This is a genomic window from Actinoallomurus sp. NPDC052308, from assembly GCF_040679195.1.
In the GTDB taxonomy this organism is placed as follows: Bacteria; Actinomycetota; Actinomycetes; order Streptosporangiales; family Streptosporangiaceae; genus Actinoallomurus; species Actinoallomurus liliacearum.
In genome coordinates this window covers 929,359-944,264 of record NZ_JBFAUM010000002.1, presented here as the reverse complement: position 1 = coordinate 944,264, position 14,906 = coordinate 929,359, and the positions used below count along the sequence as shown (strand labels likewise).

21 protein-coding genes are annotated in these 14,906 nt (G+C 70.0%); 14 read left to right on the top strand and 7 right to left on the bottom strand.

All coding sequences use genetic code 11. From position 1 onward, the window contains the following. The first annotated feature begins 62 nt into the window (after nucleotides 1-62). Nucleotides 63-251: a hypothetical protein gene (locus AB0L00_RS10595; RefSeq protein ID WP_345355739.1), complete on the top strand. Its 189-nt coding sequence runs from the start codon at nucleotides 63-65 to the stop codon at nucleotides 249-251. Nucleotides 252-338: 87 nt separating this feature from the next. On the opposite strand, the gene AB0L00_RS10590 is transcribed toward AB0L00_RS10595, so the two are convergent. Then, on the bottom strand, nucleotides 339-620 hold the full coding sequence (locus AB0L00_RS10590) for a metal-sensitive transcriptional regulator (RefSeq protein ID WP_345355737.1): 282 nt from the start codon (nucleotides 618-620) through the stop codon (nucleotides 339-341). A gap of 223 nt (nucleotides 621-843) precedes the next feature. On the opposite strand from AB0L00_RS10590, the gene AB0L00_RS10585 reads away from it, so the two are divergent. Both AB0L00_RS10585 and AB0L00_RS10580 read left to right on the top strand, forming a co-directional pair. Further along, a complete protein-coding gene (locus AB0L00_RS10585) occupies nucleotides 844-1,461 on the top strand; it encodes a DUF47 family protein (RefSeq protein WP_364431192.1) in 618 nt (205 codons plus the stop codon). A gap of 43 nt (nucleotides 1,462-1,504) precedes the next feature. Further along, entirely contained in the window at nucleotides 1,505-2,539 is a 1,035-nt protein-coding gene (locus AB0L00_RS10580; RefSeq protein ID WP_364431189.1) for an inorganic phosphate transporter, read from the top strand. Between the two features lie 86 nt (nucleotides 2,540-2,625). Here the strand turns inward: AB0L00_RS10580 and pstB are convergent, their stop codons facing one another. From pstB to mshD, 5 genes are all read right to left on the bottom strand, one after another. Next, nucleotides 2,626-3,402, bottom strand: a complete 777-nt coding sequence (gene pstB / locus AB0L00_RS10575; protein WP_364431187.1) for a phosphate ABC transporter ATP-binding protein PstB — start codon at nucleotides 3,400-3,402, stop codon at nucleotides 2,626-2,628. 13 nt (nucleotides 3,403-3,415) lie between these two features. Continuing rightward, a complete protein-coding gene (gene pstA, locus AB0L00_RS10570) occupies nucleotides 3,416-4,294 on the bottom strand; it encodes a phosphate ABC transporter permease PstA (protein WP_364431185.1) in 879 nt (292 codons plus the stop codon). Continuing rightward, nucleotides 4,291-5,268, bottom strand: a complete 978-nt coding sequence (gene pstC / locus AB0L00_RS10565; RefSeq protein ID WP_364431183.1) for a phosphate ABC transporter permease subunit PstC — start codon at nucleotides 5,266-5,268, stop codon at nucleotides 4,291-4,293. Before pstC ends, pstA begins: the two co-directional genes overlap by 4 nt. A 107-nt stretch (nucleotides 5,269-5,375) precedes the next feature. Then, a complete protein-coding gene (gene pstS, locus AB0L00_RS10560; protein ID WP_364431181.1) occupies nucleotides 5,376-6,476 on the bottom strand; it encodes a phosphate ABC transporter substrate-binding protein PstS in 1,101 nt (366 codons plus the stop codon). Between the two features lie 290 nt (nucleotides 6,477-6,766). Then, complete coding sequence (gene mshD, locus AB0L00_RS10555) at nucleotides 6,767-7,609, bottom strand: mycothiol synthase (protein ID WP_364431629.1); 843 nt, start codon at nucleotides 7,607-7,609, stop codon at nucleotides 6,767-6,769. 129 nt (nucleotides 7,610-7,738) lie between these two features. Here mshD and AB0L00_RS10550 point away from each other — a divergent pair, with 129 nt between their 5' ends. After that, entirely contained in the window at nucleotides 7,739-8,578 is an 840-nt protein-coding gene (locus AB0L00_RS10550; protein ID WP_364431178.1) for a hypothetical protein, read from the top strand. Nucleotides 8,579-8,739: 161 nt separating this feature from the next. Next, a complete protein-coding gene (locus tag AB0L00_RS10545; protein WP_364431176.1) occupies nucleotides 8,740-9,012 on the top strand; it encodes a hypothetical protein in 273 nt (90 codons plus the stop codon). A gap of 68 nt (nucleotides 9,013-9,080) precedes the next feature. On the opposite strand, the gene AB0L00_RS10540 is transcribed toward AB0L00_RS10545, so the two are convergent. Next, entirely contained in the window at nucleotides 9,081-9,788 is a 708-nt protein-coding gene (locus AB0L00_RS10540) for a response regulator transcription factor (protein ID WP_345355719.1), read from the bottom strand. A 135-nt stretch (nucleotides 9,789-9,923) separates the two neighbouring features. Between AB0L00_RS10540 and AB0L00_RS10535 the strand changes: the two genes are divergently transcribed. The 9 genes from AB0L00_RS10535 (at nucleotide 9,924) to AB0L00_RS10495 (ending at nucleotide 14,886) form a co-directional block, all read left to right on the top strand. Next, a complete protein-coding gene (locus tag AB0L00_RS10535) occupies nucleotides 9,924-10,178 on the top strand; it encodes a MoaD/ThiS family protein (RefSeq protein ID WP_364431174.1) in 255 nt (84 codons plus the stop codon). A gap of 187 nt (nucleotides 10,179-10,365) precedes the next feature. Next, nucleotides 10,366-11,070, top strand: a complete 705-nt coding sequence (locus AB0L00_RS10530; RefSeq protein WP_364431171.1) for a DUF2993 domain-containing protein — start codon at nucleotides 10,366-10,368, stop codon at nucleotides 11,068-11,070. A gap of 79 nt (nucleotides 11,071-11,149) precedes the next feature. Then, nucleotides 11,150-11,659 (top strand): sigma-70 family RNA polymerase sigma factor, encoded by a 510-nt coding sequence (locus AB0L00_RS10525; protein WP_364393095.1) that lies wholly within the window; start codon nucleotides 11,150-11,152, stop codon nucleotides 11,657-11,659. Further along, nucleotides 11,656-12,372 carry a zf-HC2 domain-containing protein gene (locus tag AB0L00_RS10520; protein WP_364431169.1) on the top strand — a complete coding sequence of 239 codons (717 nt, stop codon included), beginning with the start codon at nucleotides 11,656-11,658 and terminating at the stop codon, nucleotides 12,370-12,372. Before AB0L00_RS10525 ends, AB0L00_RS10520 begins: the two co-directional genes overlap by 4 nt. Nucleotides 12,373-12,579: 207 nt before the next feature. Beyond that, complete coding sequence (locus tag AB0L00_RS10515; protein ID WP_364431626.1) at nucleotides 12,580-12,891, top strand: thioredoxin family protein; 312 nt, start codon at nucleotides 12,580-12,582, stop codon at nucleotides 12,889-12,891. Between the two features lies 1 nt (nucleotide 12,892). Beyond that, entirely contained in the window at nucleotides 12,893-13,138 is a 246-nt protein-coding gene (locus AB0L00_RS10510) for a putative leader peptide (protein WP_364431166.1), read from the top strand. 56 nt (nucleotides 13,139-13,194) lie between these two features. Further along, nucleotides 13,195-13,617, top strand: a complete 423-nt coding sequence (locus tag AB0L00_RS10505) for a DUF4395 domain-containing protein (protein WP_345355708.1) — start codon at nucleotides 13,195-13,197, stop codon at nucleotides 13,615-13,617. A 78-nt stretch (nucleotides 13,618-13,695) separates the two neighbouring features. Further along, complete coding sequence (locus AB0L00_RS10500; RefSeq protein WP_364431164.1) at nucleotides 13,696-14,535, top strand: sulfurtransferase; 840 nt, start codon at nucleotides 13,696-13,698, stop codon at nucleotides 14,533-14,535. A 42-nt stretch (nucleotides 14,536-14,577) separates the two neighbouring features. After that, on the top strand, nucleotides 14,578-14,886 hold the full coding sequence (locus AB0L00_RS10495; protein ID WP_345355703.1) for a DUF1416 domain-containing protein: 309 nt from the start codon (nucleotides 14,578-14,580) through the stop codon (nucleotides 14,884-14,886). Nucleotides 14,887-14,906 lie beyond the last annotated feature (20 nt).

Below are 14,906 nucleotides of genomic sequence, written 5' to 3'. Positions count from 1 at the left end.
CGGCCGAATGGCCCTCTTGGGTCATGTCCGTTGACGGGTCGGGCGCGTAGCCTTTTCCACAGGTGTGGGGACGAACGGAGGTGGACGCGGTGCGCCAGTCGAACCTCGATATGCGCGTCCACGACCGGGTCGCGTTGGATGAGATCGAGCTGTACTCCGAGATGCTCAGCGCCGTCGCGACGGCGGATCGGCCGTTGACGACCGATGAGATCGACTTGGTGCTCGGGATCGGCCACGCGACACGGTCGTAACGACGTGGGGTCGGCGCACGCGGGGATGCGCCGACCGGTTTCCCCCCGATCGGCTTCTCCGCTCACCGGCTCACCCGCCGGTGACGGTCACGATTTGACGAGGCGCGCGATGGCCGCCGAGGCCTCCTTGACCTTCTCCTCGGCCGCCGGGCCGCCTTCGCTCACGGCCTGGGCGACGCAGTGGCCGAGATGGTCCTCCAGCAGCCCGAGTGCGACGGACTGCAAGGCACGGGTGACCGCCGACACCTGGGTGAGAACGTCGATGCAGTACTCATCCTCGGCTACCATCCGCTGCAGGCCCCGCACCTGGCCCTCGATCCGGCGCAACCGGACGAGGTAGGCGTCTTTGTCCTTCGCGTACCCGTGCATACCGGCCACTCTATACCCCCTAGGGGTAGAGACCCAAGTGATCGTTTGAGGCGTACGCCCCGGGGCAGGGGACGAAACGACCCCGAGGCCCGAGGTGGGTCGCCGTGACCGACCCGACACGCGAGGAGTGGTGCGGTGAAGTAACAGGGGGGCGAAGGTTCGCTTTCCCCCTGGTAAGCCGTACCATCCTCAGCGGACTGTTCCCGCACTTCAGGAGAAGGACGTGCGATTCCGACTCACCCCGCGTGAGGACAGCTACTACGACATGTTCGCGGATTCCGCGAACAACTTGGTGACTGGTGCCAGGCTGCTCGTGGAGCTGATAGGCGACGGGGCCGACCGTGAGGCGATCGCGGAGAAGATGCGCGCCTGCGAGCATGCGGGCGACGAGTTCACTCACGCGATCATGCGTAGGCTCAACGAGAGCTTCATCACGCCCTTCGACCGGGAGGACATCTACCGGCTCGCGTCGACACTCGACGACGTCATGGACTTCATGGAGGCGGCGGCCGACCTCGTACTGCTCTACAAGATCGATGAGCTGCCCCGCGACGTCGTCGCCCAGGTCGAGGTGCTGGAGCGGGCGGCCGAGCTGACCGCGGAGGCCATGCCGCGCCTGCGCGGGCTGCGTGATCTCAGTGAGTACTGGATCGAGATCAACCGGCTCGAGAACCAGGGCGACCAGACCTACCGGCGACTGCTGGCCGAGCTGTTCAGCGGCGAGTACGACGCGCTCACCGTCCTGAAGGTCAAGGAGGTCGTCGACCAGCTCGAGGCCGCCGCGGACGCGTTCGAGCACGTCGCCAACATCGTCGAGACGATCGCGGTCAAGGAATCGTGATCTCCGTGTCGCCGACGCGTGTGATCGCCATGCCCGCGAACCGATGTCCGCGGTTCGCCGCGAGGAAGGGGACGCCGACGTGGAGTTGACGGCCCTCATCGTCGTCGTGGGCATCGCACTGTTCTTCAACTACACCAACGGTTTCCACGACGCGGCGAACGCGATCGCCACGTCCGTCTCCACCAGGGCGCTCACCCCCCGGGCCGCCCTGGCGATGGCCGCCGTCATGAACCTCGTCGGGGCGTTCCTCGGCACCGGGGTCGCCAAGACGGTCGGCAGCGGCATCATCGATCCGCCGAAGGACCTGCACGGCCTGTCGATCGTCGCGGCCGCGCTGATCGGCGCGATCGTGTGGAACCTCGTCACCTGGTACTACGGCCTGCCCTCCTCGTCCACCCACGGACTGGTCGGCGGGCTGATCGGGGCGGCCCTGGCGGCGTCCAGCAGCGTGCTGTGGCACGGCGTCATCTACAAGGTCGTCCTGTGGATGGTGCTGTCGCCGCTGATCGGGCTGGTCCTCGGCTACCTGGTGATGGTCATGATGCTGTGGATCTTCCGCAACTCGAACCCCAGCAAGGTCGGGCGGCGGTTCCGCATCGCGCAGTCGCTGTCCGCGGCGGCGATGGCCCTCGGCCACGGCCTGCAGGACGCCCAGAAGACCATGGGCATCATCGTGCTCGCGCTGGTCACGACCGGGTACCAGGGGGCCGCTGACTCGCACGTCCCGGTGTGGGTGATCCTCCTGTGCGCCGCGGTGCTGTCCCTCGGGACGTACGCCGGCGGCTGGCGGATCATGCGGACCCTCGGCCGCAAGGTCATCGAGCTCGATCCGCCGAAGGGGTTCGCCGCCGAGGCGACCGCGGCCAGCGTCCTGTACGCGACCGCGTTCATCTGGCAGGCGCCGGTGTCCACGACCCACACGGTCACCGCCGCGATCATGGGCGTCGGGTCGACCAAGCGGATCTCGGCGGTCCGCTGGGGCGTCGCGGGCAATATCGTGTTCGCCTGGGTCCTGACGATTCCGGCGGCGGGCATCGTCGCCGCTCTCGCCTACTGGATCGAGCACCTGTTCGCCTGATCCGTCCGTGGAACGGGCCAACACCGGCGGTACGCCGGGCGGGGCGGGAGGGCCGAGCGGCCCTCCCGCCCCGTTCTCGTCCGGCATCAGCCGAAGCGGCCGGTGATGTAGTCCTCCGTCGTCTTCTCGCTCGGGTTCGTGAAGATCTTGTTGGTGTCGTCGATCTCCACCATCCGGCCCGGCTTGCCGGGTCCCGCGAGGTTGAAGAAGGCCGTACGGTCGCTGACCCGCGCCGCCTGCTGCATGTTGTGGGTGACGATGACGATCGTGTACTGGTCCTTCAGGCTGGCGATCAGGTCCTCGATCGCCAGCGTCGAGATGGGGTCCAGCGCCGAGCAGGGCTCGTCCATCAGCAGGACCTGGGGTTCGACCGCGATGGCGCGGGCGATGCAGAGCCGCTGCTGCTGACCGCCGGACAGGCCGGCCCCCGGGCGGCCCAGCCGGTCCTTGACCTCGTTCCACAGGTTCGCCCCGCGCAGGGACTTCTCCACGATCTCGTCGAGCTGCGCCTTACGGCGGACGCCGTTGAGCTTCAGGCCCGCGACGACGTTCTCGTAGATCGACATGGTGGGGAACGGGTTCGGTCGCTGGAAGACCATGCCGATCACCCGTCGTACGGCGACGGGGTCGACGCTCGACCCGTACAGGTCCAGTTCGTCGAGGAGCACCTTGCCCTCGACCCGCGCGCCCGGGATCACCTCGTGCATCCGGTTGAGGGTCCGCAGGAACGTCGACTTGCCGCACCCGGAGGGGCCGATGAACGCGGTCACCGAGCGCGGTTCGATCGTCATCGAGATGTCCTCGATGGCCCGGGTCTTGCCGTAGTAGGCGTTCAGCCCGGAGACCTCGATCCGCTTGGCCATGGGGGGAGTACTCCTATCGGGATACGGGCTTGCGCAGGCGGGCGATGAGGCGCGCCGCGAGGTTGAGCAGCATGACGAAGAGGATCAGCGTGAGCGCGCCGGCCCACGCCCGGTCGACGGCGACCTGCTGGGGGAGCTGCGCCTGGTCCCAGACGAACAGCGGCAGCGCCATCTGCGGGCCCTTGAACGGGCTGTTGTTGATCGACGTGGTGACGAACACCGTCATCAGCAGCGGCGCGGTCTCGCCCATGACGCGGGCGATGGCCAGCATGACGCCGGTGATGATGCCGGTGAAGGCCGTCGGCAGGACGACGAAGCAGATCGTCCGCCAGCGCGGCACGCCGAGCGCGTACGACGCCTCGCGGAGGTCGTTCGGGACGAGCTTGAGCATCTCCTCGGTGGCCCGGACGACCGTCGGCAGCATCAGCACCGCCAGTGCCATCGAGCCGGCGAAGCCCATGTACTCGAAGCCGAGCAGCGCGATCCAGAACGCGAACACGAACAGGCCCGACACGATCGACGGCACGCCCGTCATGACGTCGACGAAGAACGTCACGGCCTTCGCCAGCCTGCGGTTCCCGCCGTACTCGACGAGGTAGACCGCGGTGAGCACGCCGATGGGGATCGAGATCACGCTGGCCAGACCGACCTGCTCGATCGTGCCGATGATCGCGTGGTACGCGCCGCCGCCCGCGTCGCGGCCGCCGATGGCGTTCATGGAGTGGGTGAAGAACTCCATGTCGAACCGCTTGGCGCCGTTCTTGATGACCGTGTACAGCAGCGTCACCAGCGGGATGACGGCCAGCGCGAAGGCGCCGCAGACCGCGACGAAGGCGAGCTTGTCCTTGAACTTGCGGACCCCGGACGGGCCGGTGAGGTCGACGGTGCTCACACGAACTCCTTGCGGCGGGCGATGACCGCGCGGGCGGCCATGTTCACGAGAAGGGTGATGACGAAGAGCACCAGGCCGGAGGCGATGAGCGCGCTCTGCCCGGTCTTCCCGGCCATCGGGAACGTGTTGGCGATGTTGGCGGCGAAGGTGTTACCGCCCGGCTTCAGCAGGTGCAGGCTGATTCCGGAGGCGGTGCCCAGGACCAGCGCGACCGCGATCGTCTCGCCGAGGGCCCGGCCGAGGCCGAGCATCGAGGCGCTGATCATGCCGGAGCGGCCGAACGGCAGGACCGCCAGCCGGATGACCTCCCAGCGCGTCGCGCCCAGGGCGAGGGCGGCCTCGATGTTGGGCCGCGGCACCTGGAGGAAGACCTCGCGGGTGATCGACGAGATGATCGGCAGGATCATGATCGCCAGCACGATCGAGGCGGTCAGGATGCACTGCCCGCCGACCGTGTCGCCGCCGAACAGCGGGATCCAGCCGAAGTCGTCGTGCAGGAAGGTCGCCACGCCGTTCATCTTCGGAACGAAGAACTGCAGGCCCCACAGGCCGTACACGATGCTGGGCACCGCGGCGAGCAGGTCGACGACGTAGCCGAGCCCGTCCGCGAGCCGCCGCGGCGCGTAGAACGCGATGAACAGCGCGATCCCCACCGCGACGGGCGTGGCCAGGATCAGCGCGAGCACCGACGACAGGACCGTGCCGAAGGTGAGCTGGGCGATCCCGAACCGCGACTGCGCGGCGTCGGGGTTCCACTCCTGTGAGGTGAGGAAGTTGGCCTTGTCCGCCCGCAGTGCCGGCAGCGCCTTCACGATGAGGAACACCGCGATCGCCGCCATGATCGCGAGCAGCAGGATGCCGGAGCCCTTCGCGGACAGGCCGAACAGCCGGTCCCCGAGACGCCCGGTACTCATCTTGCGGGCTTTGCCGCCCAGAGCGCGTGTCGCGCCCTGCTCGAGGGTCTCGCTGGTCATCCGGCCTCCCATGCCCACCGACTCACCCTGTCGTTCATAGAGATCTCTTCACATGCATGCGACCGAGCCGGTACGGGTCTCCCGCACCGGCTCGGTACTCACTTCGGTCAGGACAGGCCCTTCACGGCGGCCTGGACCTTGGTCAGGATCGAGTCGGGCAGCGGCGCGTAGCCGAGGCCGCTGAGCACCGACTGGCCCTGCTGGCTGGAGGTGTAGGTCAGGTAGGACTTGACGAACTTCGCCTGCTGGTCGGGGAGACCCTTCTCGCAGGCGACCTCGTAGGTGACCAGGATGATCGGGTAACCGTCCTTGGTCTTGTAGTCGACCTTGAGGGCCAGGTCATTGCCGGTGCCGGCGATCTGGGCGCCCGCCGCACCCTTGGAGGCGGTGTCGGAGGAGACCTCGACGAACTGGCCCGAGCCGTTGGCGACCTTCGCGGTCTGCAGCTTGCCGTTGGTGGCGTAGGACAGCTCCGCGTAGGAGATCGCGCCGTCGGTCTGCTTCACGACCGTGGAGACGCCGTCGGACTTGGTCGCGCCCTGGCCGCCCGGAGCGGTCCACTTCTTGCCGCCCGCGAACTTCCAGATGTCCGGCGCGGTGTCCGTGAGGAACTTGGTGAAGTTGTCCGTCGTGCCCGAGTCGTCGGCGCGGTGCACCGTCTTGATCGGGGTGCTGGGCAGCTTCGCCTGCGGGTTGTCCTTCTTGATCGCCGCGTCGTCCCAGTTCTTGATCTTGCCGGCGAAGATGCTCGCCAGGGTGGTCGGCGACAGCTGCAGGCCGTCGACGCCCTTGAGGTTGTAGACCACCGCGATCGGGCCGACGACCATCGGCAGGTCGATGGCCTTGCCGTCCTTGCAGCGCGCGTCGGCCGGGCCGTGCTCCTCCGGCTTGAGCGCGGAGTCGGAGCCGGCGAAGGCCACCTGGCCCTGCGTGAACGCCTGGATGCCGGCGCCCGAACCGTTGGCGTTGTAGTTGAGGTTCGCTCCGGCGCAGTTCTGCTGGTAGCCCTTGGTCCACTCGCTGATCGCGTTGGCCTGGGCCGTCGAGCCGGCGGCGTTCACCGTGGTCTTCACGCAATCGCCGCTGGCAGCGGTGCCACCGCTGCCGCTGCCCTTGCTGCCGTTGTCGTCCGTACCGCACGCGGTCAGCGCGAGCGCACCCGCAAGGGCTACGCCGCCAAGAGCGGCCAGCCGAGTGCTGTTGATCACCGAAGTCTCTCCTCGAATCAAGTGTGGGGGCGGGGCCCCGAGCGTTCGCACGATCGGGGGGCACCGTCGAGTCCCGACGCTAAGGAGGAGAGATGTCCAGTCACTCCGATCCAGATGAACGGAAGATGAACGTGATCGTGACTTGTCGGGAAAGGAGCCCTTCCGTAGGGCATCCGTAGGGTTAACACCCCAGGATGCGGCACCCGCCCGGCCCCCTAGGGAGCCGAGCGGGGATCCGTGCCGGCCTGCTCCGGCATGCGGCAGCCGGTCCGTCCCGGTGCCGGGACGGGTCAGCGGGCCGGGGCGCGGTACATCGCGTCGGTGGCGAAGTGCTCGAAGCCGAGCCGTTCGTACAGGCTGGTCGCGGGCGTGTTGGACTCGTCGGCGTACAGCATGACCGTCGGCAGGCCGAGCGACCTCAGGTGGTGCAGGCCGGTCAGGGTCAGCGCCCGGCCGAGCCCGAGCCCCTGGGCGGACGGGTCGACGCCGACGACGTACACCTCGCCGACACCGTCCTCCACCTTGGTCCAGTGGAAGCCGATCAGCTCGCCGGCCCGCTCCGCGAGGAAGAACCCCTCCGGGGAGAACCACGGCTCACGCTCCCGCCGCTCGAGGTCCGCGCGGGTCCAGGCGCCCTGCTCCGGGTGGTCCGCGAAGGCCCGGGCGTTCACCCGCACCCAGGCGTCCTCGTCCGCCCCCGCCTGGAAGGTCCGCAGCCGCACGCCCGCGGGCCACGTCACCTCCGGCAGCGACGCGTCCAGCGGGCGGCGCATCTGCCACAGCGCCCGGAACCGCTCGAAGCCCAGCGAACCGGCCAGCGCCACCGCGCCCGGCAGCTCACCGTGCGCCCACACCCGGAGCGAACCGGCCTGCTCGCGCAGGGCGGTGGCCAGGGCACGGCCGTGCCCCCGGCGCCGGAACTCCGGATGAACCGCGAACTCGGCCACGTCACGGTCGAGGATCCCGACCCCCGCGAGGGTCCCCCCGTCGCGCGTGAGGACCGCGCCACCGCCGTCCCGCAACCGCAACAGCGCGCTCTCGCCCAGCGGTCCTACGCCGTCGGCCGCCGCGGCCGCCTCCACGACCGCCAACGCGCCCCTGACCTCGTCGTCCGTCAAATGTTCCCGTGTCATCACGTCCACGACCGCGAGCGTAGTCTCGGCCCCTTTGACCATTGAAGTCAGAAGATCTGTCCGGAGCCTTCCATCCGGCGCGAACGTTGCCATACGATCAGGCCCTCACCTGCGCGGAAGGCGGTCGTCGTGGGCGATCCCGGACTCCCGATCATGGCCGGTGCGCTCGCCGTGCCCGTCGCTGTGCTACTCCTCGTTCTCCTACTCGCACTAATGGGCCGCCGCTGGGTCCTGACCGGTCCGGACGCCGCCTTCGCGGAGGACTACGAGGGCTACGACGCCGAGTACGAGGAAGACGACCTCGAGCCCACGCCGTACCGGCCCGCGCTCGAGCCGCCACGGCACACCGCTTCGACGGCGTACGACGCCTACCGGCCCGTCCCCGCGGCCTACGACGCGTACGGATCCACCGCGCGGCCGCGCGACTCCCACGCCGCCCGCCGCGACGGGTACGCCACACAGCCCCGCGAACCCTACGGCCGACCCGCGCGGGAGCCGTACGCGCCGCCCCGGCCCGCTCATGGCTCGGACTGGGAGCCGTATGAGTCGCCTCGAGCCGCGCAAAGCCCGGACGGGGAGGCGTACGCGCCGTCCCGGCCCGCCGAGGTCTCCGACTGGGAGCCGTACGCGCCGTCCCAGGCCGCTCAGAGCTCGGAGTGGGAGCCGTACGTGCCGGCCCCGCGACGGTCGCGAGAGACGCCCCCACAGCCCTCGTACGGCGCGCCCGCCGACTCGTACGGCGCGCCCGCCGACTCGTACGGCGCGGCCACCGGTGATCCGTACGCGCCGCCGCGTTCCACCCCCGGCTCCGCCGGGCGGGACTCGTACGGGTCACCCGCTCCGCAGGACGAGTACGCGGACACCGCCTACACGTACGACCGGTCCGAGCCATCCGGGTACCGTGATCCGCGGCGCTCCGCTCCCGACGACCCACAGGGTTTCCCGTACGGCCCGTACGGCTCTCGTTGAGCGCCACGTGCGGCCCGGCGAGAGAGCCTGGGTGAGAACCCGCCCGGCCCGCCGCCGAACGCCCCGTATGGTGGTCCCTCGACCCCGCAGGGGACGGCGGTCCCTACGGTTCCCGCTGAGACGACGGCCGGGAAAGAAAAGCGAACGGAGGCGACGGCGCGATGGGGCTACTCGTACTTTTGATCATCCTGGTGCTGCTGGTGCTGTTCCTCGGCCTGATTTTCGTGATCGCGTTGGCGTCGCGCCGTAAACAGCCGCCTGCGACGTACGGGCCGGGCCCGCAACATCCCTACCCGCCGGTGCCCGGCGCGCCGTACGGGCCGCCGCCGAACCCGCCCGGAGGCGGCCCCTACGCCCCGGGCGGCCAAGGCCCCTACGGCGGCCACCTCCCGCCTCAGCCGGGCGGCCCGCAGAACGGTCCCTACACAGGCTGATCCCTGGCATCGACTGCGCTCTAGGCGCGGCATCCGCCAGGGTCAAGGCCGCGAGCGGCGTCCCCCGCTCAGCGGTGGGCGGGGGCTCCTTCCTCGGTCGGCCGGGTATCGGCGACGAATCGATACCCGACGTTTCGCACCGTTCCGATCAGCGACTCGTACTCGGCGCCGAGCTTGGCCCGCAGCCGCCGGACGTGCACGTCGACCGTACGGGTGCCGCCGAAGTAGTCGTACCCCCAGACCTCCTGCAGCAGCTGGGCGCGGGTGAAGACCCGGCCGGGGTGCTGGGCGAGGTACTTGAGCAGCTCGAACTCCTTGAAAGTCAGGTCGAGCACGCGCCCGCGCAGCCGCGCGGTGTAGGTCGCCTCGTCGATCGTGAGCTCGCCGCTGCGGATCTCGCCGGGAACGTCATCGGGCTGGCCGGCGGCCACCTTGCCGACCGCCAGCCGGATCCGCGCCTCGACCTCGGCGGGACCGGCGGTCTGCAGGAAGACGTCGTCGAGCCCCCACTCCGCGGTGAGGGCGGCCAGGCCGCCCTCGGTGACGATCGCGATGAGTGGAGCGTCGAGGCCGGTGGTGCGGAGGAGGCGGCAGAGGCTCTTGGCGTGGGCGAGATCCCGGCGCGCGTCGACGAGCACCAGGTCGGACGGGGGCGCGTCGATGAGGGCGGAGCCCTCGGCCGGAGCGACGCGAACGGAGTGCAGCAGCAGGCCCAGGGCGGGCAGGACCTCGTCGGAGGGCTCGAGCACGTTGGTCAGCAACAGCAGGCTACTCATACGGCCTCCTCGTTTGGGGCCCAAAAAGACGTCGAGGACCCGAGGGCGACGCTGCCCGGATCCCTAATAGGCGAGGATATCGAACGTGGGAAAAGGACTCACTACCCGAGTGGTGTAGACCAGGAAAGGGGGAGCATGGCGAAGGGCCTGATCAGGTACTGGGCCGCCGCGCGCGCGGCGGCGGGGACGGCGGAGGAACCCTACGACGCCACCACGCTGGCGGAGGCCCTGACGGCCGCCGCGGCCGATCGGGGGACGGATTTCGGGCGTGTTCTCGCCCGCAGCTCGTTCCTGGTGGACGGTGCTCCGGTCGGCACGCGGGACCCCGCGGCCGTCACGCTGCCCGACGGCGGCACGGTCGAGGTCCTGCCCCCGTTCGCGGGCGGGTGAGACGGCCGCGGCCGCGACGCCGAACCGGTCCCGGGCCGGTCGGCGTCCGCCGCGCCCCGGTCGTGGCCGACGCGTCCTCGCCTGGTCCTGCGGGGCGACCCGGCAGTGGCCGATCTCATCACCCGGTGTGACCCCGACGCCGTGACGCCATCGGTATGGTGATCGCCTATCGCCGACCGGGGGAGACATGCGCAAAGCATTTGTTATCTGCCTGATTCTGCTGATCGTCTTCGGCGGAATCGCCATCGCCGGCGACATCATCGGCCGCCGGGTGGCGCAGAACGAGATCGCCAAGAACGTCGCCTCGCAGTACCAGCTCGACCACACCCCCGACGTGTCCATCAAGGGCTTCCCGTTCCTGACGCAGGCGATCGACGGGCGGTACGACGAGATCGACATCAAGGTGGGGGACGTCACCGAGCAGGGGGTCCACCTCACCGGCACGACGGTCGCGCTCAAGGGCGTCACCGCGCCGATGTCCGACGCGATGCACGGCGACTCCTCCAAGATGGTCGCGGACTCGGCGACCTCCACGGCCACCGTCGGCTACGACGACGTGAACAAGTCCGCGCCGCACGACATGAAGGTCTCGGCCGCGGGCTCCGACCTGCAGGTGCGCGGCCCCTACACCGTCCTGGGCGTCACGCAGACGGTCACGGCCACGGTGACCGTGCAGCCCGCGGGCCGCGGCGTCCGGGTCGTCCCGCAGTCGGTCAAGGCGGGCGGGACGACCGTGCCGGTGGGCCTGGTCCGTCAGGCGTTCACCTTCACGATGTCCGTCAAGGGCCTTCCGCTGAACACGCGGATCACCGACGTCAAGGTCGAGCAGCAGGGCCTGCGCGTGTCGACCACCGCGCAGCACGTCAAACTCGACAGCCTCAACGTCCACTGAACGGGATCGGGACGATCGGCCCGGGAGACGACCCGGAAGTCCCGATGAACCTTCCGCCGTCCGGATACGTGTCGAGGGTGTGGGACCCACTGCGGACGAGCGGCTGCTCCGCGCACTGTACGCCGAGCACGGCGGCCCGCTCCTGGGGTACGTCCTGCGGCTGACCGGTGGCGATCGCCAGCAGGCCGAGGACATCGTCCAGGAGACGTTGCTGCGCGCCTGGCGTCATCCCGGCGCGCTGGTCGGCCGCCCGGTACGGCCCTGGCTGTTCACGGTCGCCCGCAACCTGGTCGTCGACGCGCTCCGGTCGCGGCGGTCGCGACCGCCCGAGATCGGCGAGGCGGCGCTCGCCGCGCTGCCCGCCGGGGACGACATCGACCGCGCCCTCGAGTCGTGGACCGTCGCCGAGGCGCTGGCGGACCTCAGCTCCGAGCACCGAGCCGTGCTGGTCGAGACCTACTACCGAGGGCGATCGGTGGCCGAGACGGCGGCGGTGCTGGGAATACCGGCGGGGACGGTCAAGTCGCGGACGTACTACGCGCTGCGCGCGCTGAAACTGGCATTGGAGGAGCGGGGGTTGGCGCCATGACGACGAGTGCCCGATGCGCCGATCTCCGGGCGCTGCTCGGGGTGTACGTCCTCGGCGCGATCGACCCCGCGGAGCGCGCCCTGGTCGACGAACATCTGGAGCAGTGCCGCCGGTGCCGCGACGAACTGGTCGGCCTCGCGGGCCTGCCCGCCCTGCTGGGCCGGGTGACCGAGGAGCAGATCGCGGAGGTCGACGCCCCGCCGCCGGAACTCCTGGAGTCGGTGCTCGACCGCGCCGCCGCCGAGCACCGGGCGCGGAGCCACCGGAACCGCCGGTGGCTGGCGGTCGCCGCGGCCGTCGCCCTCGTCACGGGAGGGGCGGGGGTCGCCGCAGGGCTCGGCCTCGGGACGGGCCGGCCGGTCGCCGGTCCCGCGGCCACGCCCACACCGGGCCCGCCCACCTCGAATCCCTCGGCGGCCGCCACGACCGTCCAGGGCAGGGACGCCGCCACCGGCGTCAGCGCCCGGATCACCATGCGAGCCCAGGACTGGGGGACCGCGTTCACGGTCCGTCTCACCGGAGCCCCGGCGGAGACCCGCTGCCACCTGGTCGCCGTGGACCGGGACGGGCGGCGGGACATCGCGGGCGGCTGGGAGGTGGAGTACGAGGGCTCCGCCGAGTTCGCCGGATCAACCATGATCCCCAAGGACCGGATCGCGGCGGTCGAGGTGCGTACCGTCGACGGCCGGCGGCTGCTCAGCGTCCGGCTCTGAGGCCCGGGGGAGGACGCACGGATCGCGGCGCTCGCCGGGCCGTGATCGATCTCCTCCGGCCGGCGGGAATGCCGGGCGCGGCGCGCGCCTTGAGAACCGGTGATGACCGGTGTCTACGTCGCGGTGGCGGCGCTCGTCCTGGCTACGGTGTTCGGCCTGATCTGGCGGCACCGGAGCGGCGTGCTGCGTGCGCGGAGGGAGGGTGACGTGGAGCGTCTCGACGCCGCCGAGCTCGGGGCCGACCTCGGGGACCGGGCGACCCTGGTGCAGTTCTCCTCGGCGTTCTGCGCGCCGTGCCGCGCGACCCGGCGGATCCTGGGCGAGGTGGCCGGCATGGTCGATGGCGTGATCCACGTCGAGCTCGACGCGGAGGCGCATCTCGATCTCGTCCGCCGGCTGAACGTCCTGCGCACCCCGACCGTGTTGGTGCTCGACGCGTCCGGGCGGATCGTACGCCGCGGCTCCGGCCTGCCCCGCAAGGCCGACATCATCGCCGCCCTCGGCGAAGCCGTCGCCTGAGATGCGCCACGTCACCCCCGTGGAGCGGCCTCGGCGCGCCGCGGTGTTCAAGATCCTTCCCAAAAGGTTCGCGCAGGTCGACGGCGTTCATGGGGCCGGGTTCACGTCTCGATTGCCGAGACGGGGTTTTACGTTGAGCGAGACGGCGCTTACCATCGTGTCCGTGCGTTCCTGGACAGAGTTGCTGACGAAGCGACGGGCGGTCGACTTCTGCCGCGTCGCCACCGCGCTCTGTCCTGCGGCCTGAGGCATCTGAGCCCGTCCAGCCCGTCGCACCACAGCAGTCACCGGGAGCATCATCCGATGCAGGTCGACCCACGGGGTCAGCGTTTCGGCGCGGCCCTCACATCGTTCGTCTTGGTCGTCGTTCTCGTGACCGGTAGTTGGTTGCTACTGGCGGCCCAGGCCGTCGTGTTCGTCGTCGGAGTCGTCTTCGGGCTCCGCAACGCCCCGTACGGCCTGATCTACCAGGCGCTCATCCGCCCTCGGCTCGGCGCTCCGCGGGAGCTCGAGCCGGAGGCACCGCCCCGCTTCGCACAGGGAGTGGGTGCGGCGTTCGCCCTCACCGGGGTGATCGGATACCTCCTGAAGGTCCCCGCGGTGGGAATGACCGCGACGGCGTTCGCGCTGGTCGCGGCGTTCCTCAACGCGGCCTTCGGCTTCTGCCTGGGCTGCGAGGCTTATCTGCTGATCCGGCGGCTCGCTCCACGGCGAGTCGCACCCTAGGCCGGGTTCGCCTGAGACCACGGCCATGCCACGAACACCCGAAGAACGATCCGCCGACTCCACCAAGGAGGACCACGCATGAGCCGCTCCGACGTCCTGGTCGAAGCCGACTGGGTGCAGGCTCACCTCGACGACCCGGGTGTCGTCCTCGTCGAGGTCGACGAGGACACCAGCGCCTACGAGAAGGGCCACATCCGTGGCGCCGTCCGCATCGACTGGAAGACCGAACTGCAGGACCCGGTGCGCCGCGACTTCGTGGACAAGACCGGGTTCGAGAACCTTCTCTCCGAGAAGGGCATCGCCAACGACGACCTCGTGATCCTGTACGGCGGCAACAACAACTGGTTCGCCGCGTACGCGTACTGGTACTTCAAGCTGTACGGCCACCAGAGCGTCAAGCTGCTCGACGGCGGCCGCAAGAAGTGGGAGCTCGACTCCCGCGAGCTCGTCGACGCCGTCCCGTCCCGTCCGAAGACGAACTACGTCGCCCAGGAGCAGGACCACGCGATCCGCGCCTTCCGCGACGAGGTCGTCGAGGCGATCAGCACCAAGAACCTCGTCGACGTCCGCTCGCCCGACGAGTTCACCGGCAAGCTCCTCGCCCCGGCGCACCTGCCGCAGGAGCAGGCGCAGCGGGCCGGCCACGTCCCGACCGCGCGCAACATCCCGTGGTCGAAGGCGGCCAACGACGACGGCACCTTCAAGTCGGACGATGAGCTGAAGAAGCTCTACGAGGAGGCCGGCGTCGACCTGGCGAAGCCGACCATCGCGTACTGCCGCATCGGTGAGCGCTCGTCGCACACCTGGTTCGCCCTGCACGAGCTGCTGGGCCTGCCGGACGTGAAGAACTACGACGGCTCCTGGACCGAGTACGGCTCGCTCGTGGGCGTGCCGGTCGAGCTCGGCGAGGCCAAGTAGCCGCTCGCCGGCCAAGGACGCGCATAGCAGCAAGGAGGAACAATGAGCGACGGTTGCGGAGCTCCGACCCAGACGGCGAGCCTGCCTGCCACGGTCGATCTGGCGAACGAAGCGGTCATCCAGGGCACGGTCGTGCGCGCGGGCACCCCGGTGTCCGGCGCGTACGCGCGCCTGCTCGACGCGACCGGTGAGTTCACCGGTGAGGTCGTCACGAGCGAGGAGGGGGTCTTCCGGTTCTTCGCCGCGCCCGGCGACTGGACGATCCGCGTGCTCGCTCCGGGCGGCGTCAGCGTCGACTCGCAGGTGACCGCGACGACCGGCGAGATCGCCGCGCTCGAGGTCGCCATCTAGCATCGACACGAAGGTCCCGC

Bases quoted from the DNA above. Each gene is read 5' to 3' on its own strand.
- AB0L00_RS10520 (WP_364431169.1), top strand. From the start codon at position 11,656: ATGACGACGAGTGCCCGATGCGCCGATCTCCGGGCGCTGCTCGGGGTG.
- AB0L00_RS10540 (WP_345355719.1), bottom strand. From the start codon at position 9,788: ATGAGTAGCCTGCTGTTGCTGACCAACGTGCTCGAGCCCTCCGACGAG.
- AB0L00_RS10580 (WP_364431189.1), top strand. From the start codon at position 1,505: ATGTCCGCGGTTCGCCGCGAGGAAGGGGACGCCGACGTGGAGTTGACG.
- pstC (WP_364431183.1), bottom strand. From the start codon at position 5,268: ATGACCAGCGAGACCCTCGAGCAGGGCGCGACACGCGCTCTGGGCGGC.
- AB0L00_RS10530 (WP_364431171.1), top strand. From the start codon at position 10,366: ATGCGCAAAGCATTTGTTATCTGCCTGATTCTGCTGATCGTCTTCGGC.
- mshD (WP_364431629.1), bottom strand. From the start codon at position 7,609: ATGACACGGGAACATTTGACGGACGACGAGGTCAGGGGCGCGTTGGCG.
- AB0L00_RS10535 (WP_364431174.1), top strand. From the start codon at position 9,924: ATGGCGAAGGGCCTGATCAGGTACTGGGCCGCCGCGCGCGCGGCGGCG.
- AB0L00_RS10590 (WP_345355737.1), bottom strand. From the start codon at position 620: ATGCACGGGTACGCGAAGGACAAAGACGCCTACCTCGTCCGGTTGCGC.
- AB0L00_RS10500 (WP_364431164.1), top strand. From the start codon at position 13,696: ATGAGCCGCTCCGACGTCCTGGTCGAAGCCGACTGGGTGCAGGCTCAC.
- AB0L00_RS10495 (WP_345355703.1), top strand. From the start codon at position 14,578: ATGAGCGACGGTTGCGGAGCTCCGACCCAGACGGCGAGCCTGCCTGCC.
- AB0L00_RS10510 (WP_364431166.1), top strand. From the start codon at position 12,893: ATGCGCCACGTCACCCCCGTGGAGCGGCCTCGGCGCGCCGCGGTGTTC.
- AB0L00_RS10545 (WP_364431176.1), top strand. From the start codon at position 8,740: ATGGGGCTACTCGTACTTTTGATCATCCTGGTGCTGCTGGTGCTGTTC.
- AB0L00_RS10505 (WP_345355708.1), top strand. From the start codon at position 13,195: ATGCAGGTCGACCCACGGGGTCAGCGTTTCGGCGCGGCCCTCACATCG.
- pstB (WP_364431187.1), bottom strand. From the start codon at position 3,402: ATGGCCAAGCGGATCGAGGTCTCCGGGCTGAACGCCTACTACGGCAAG.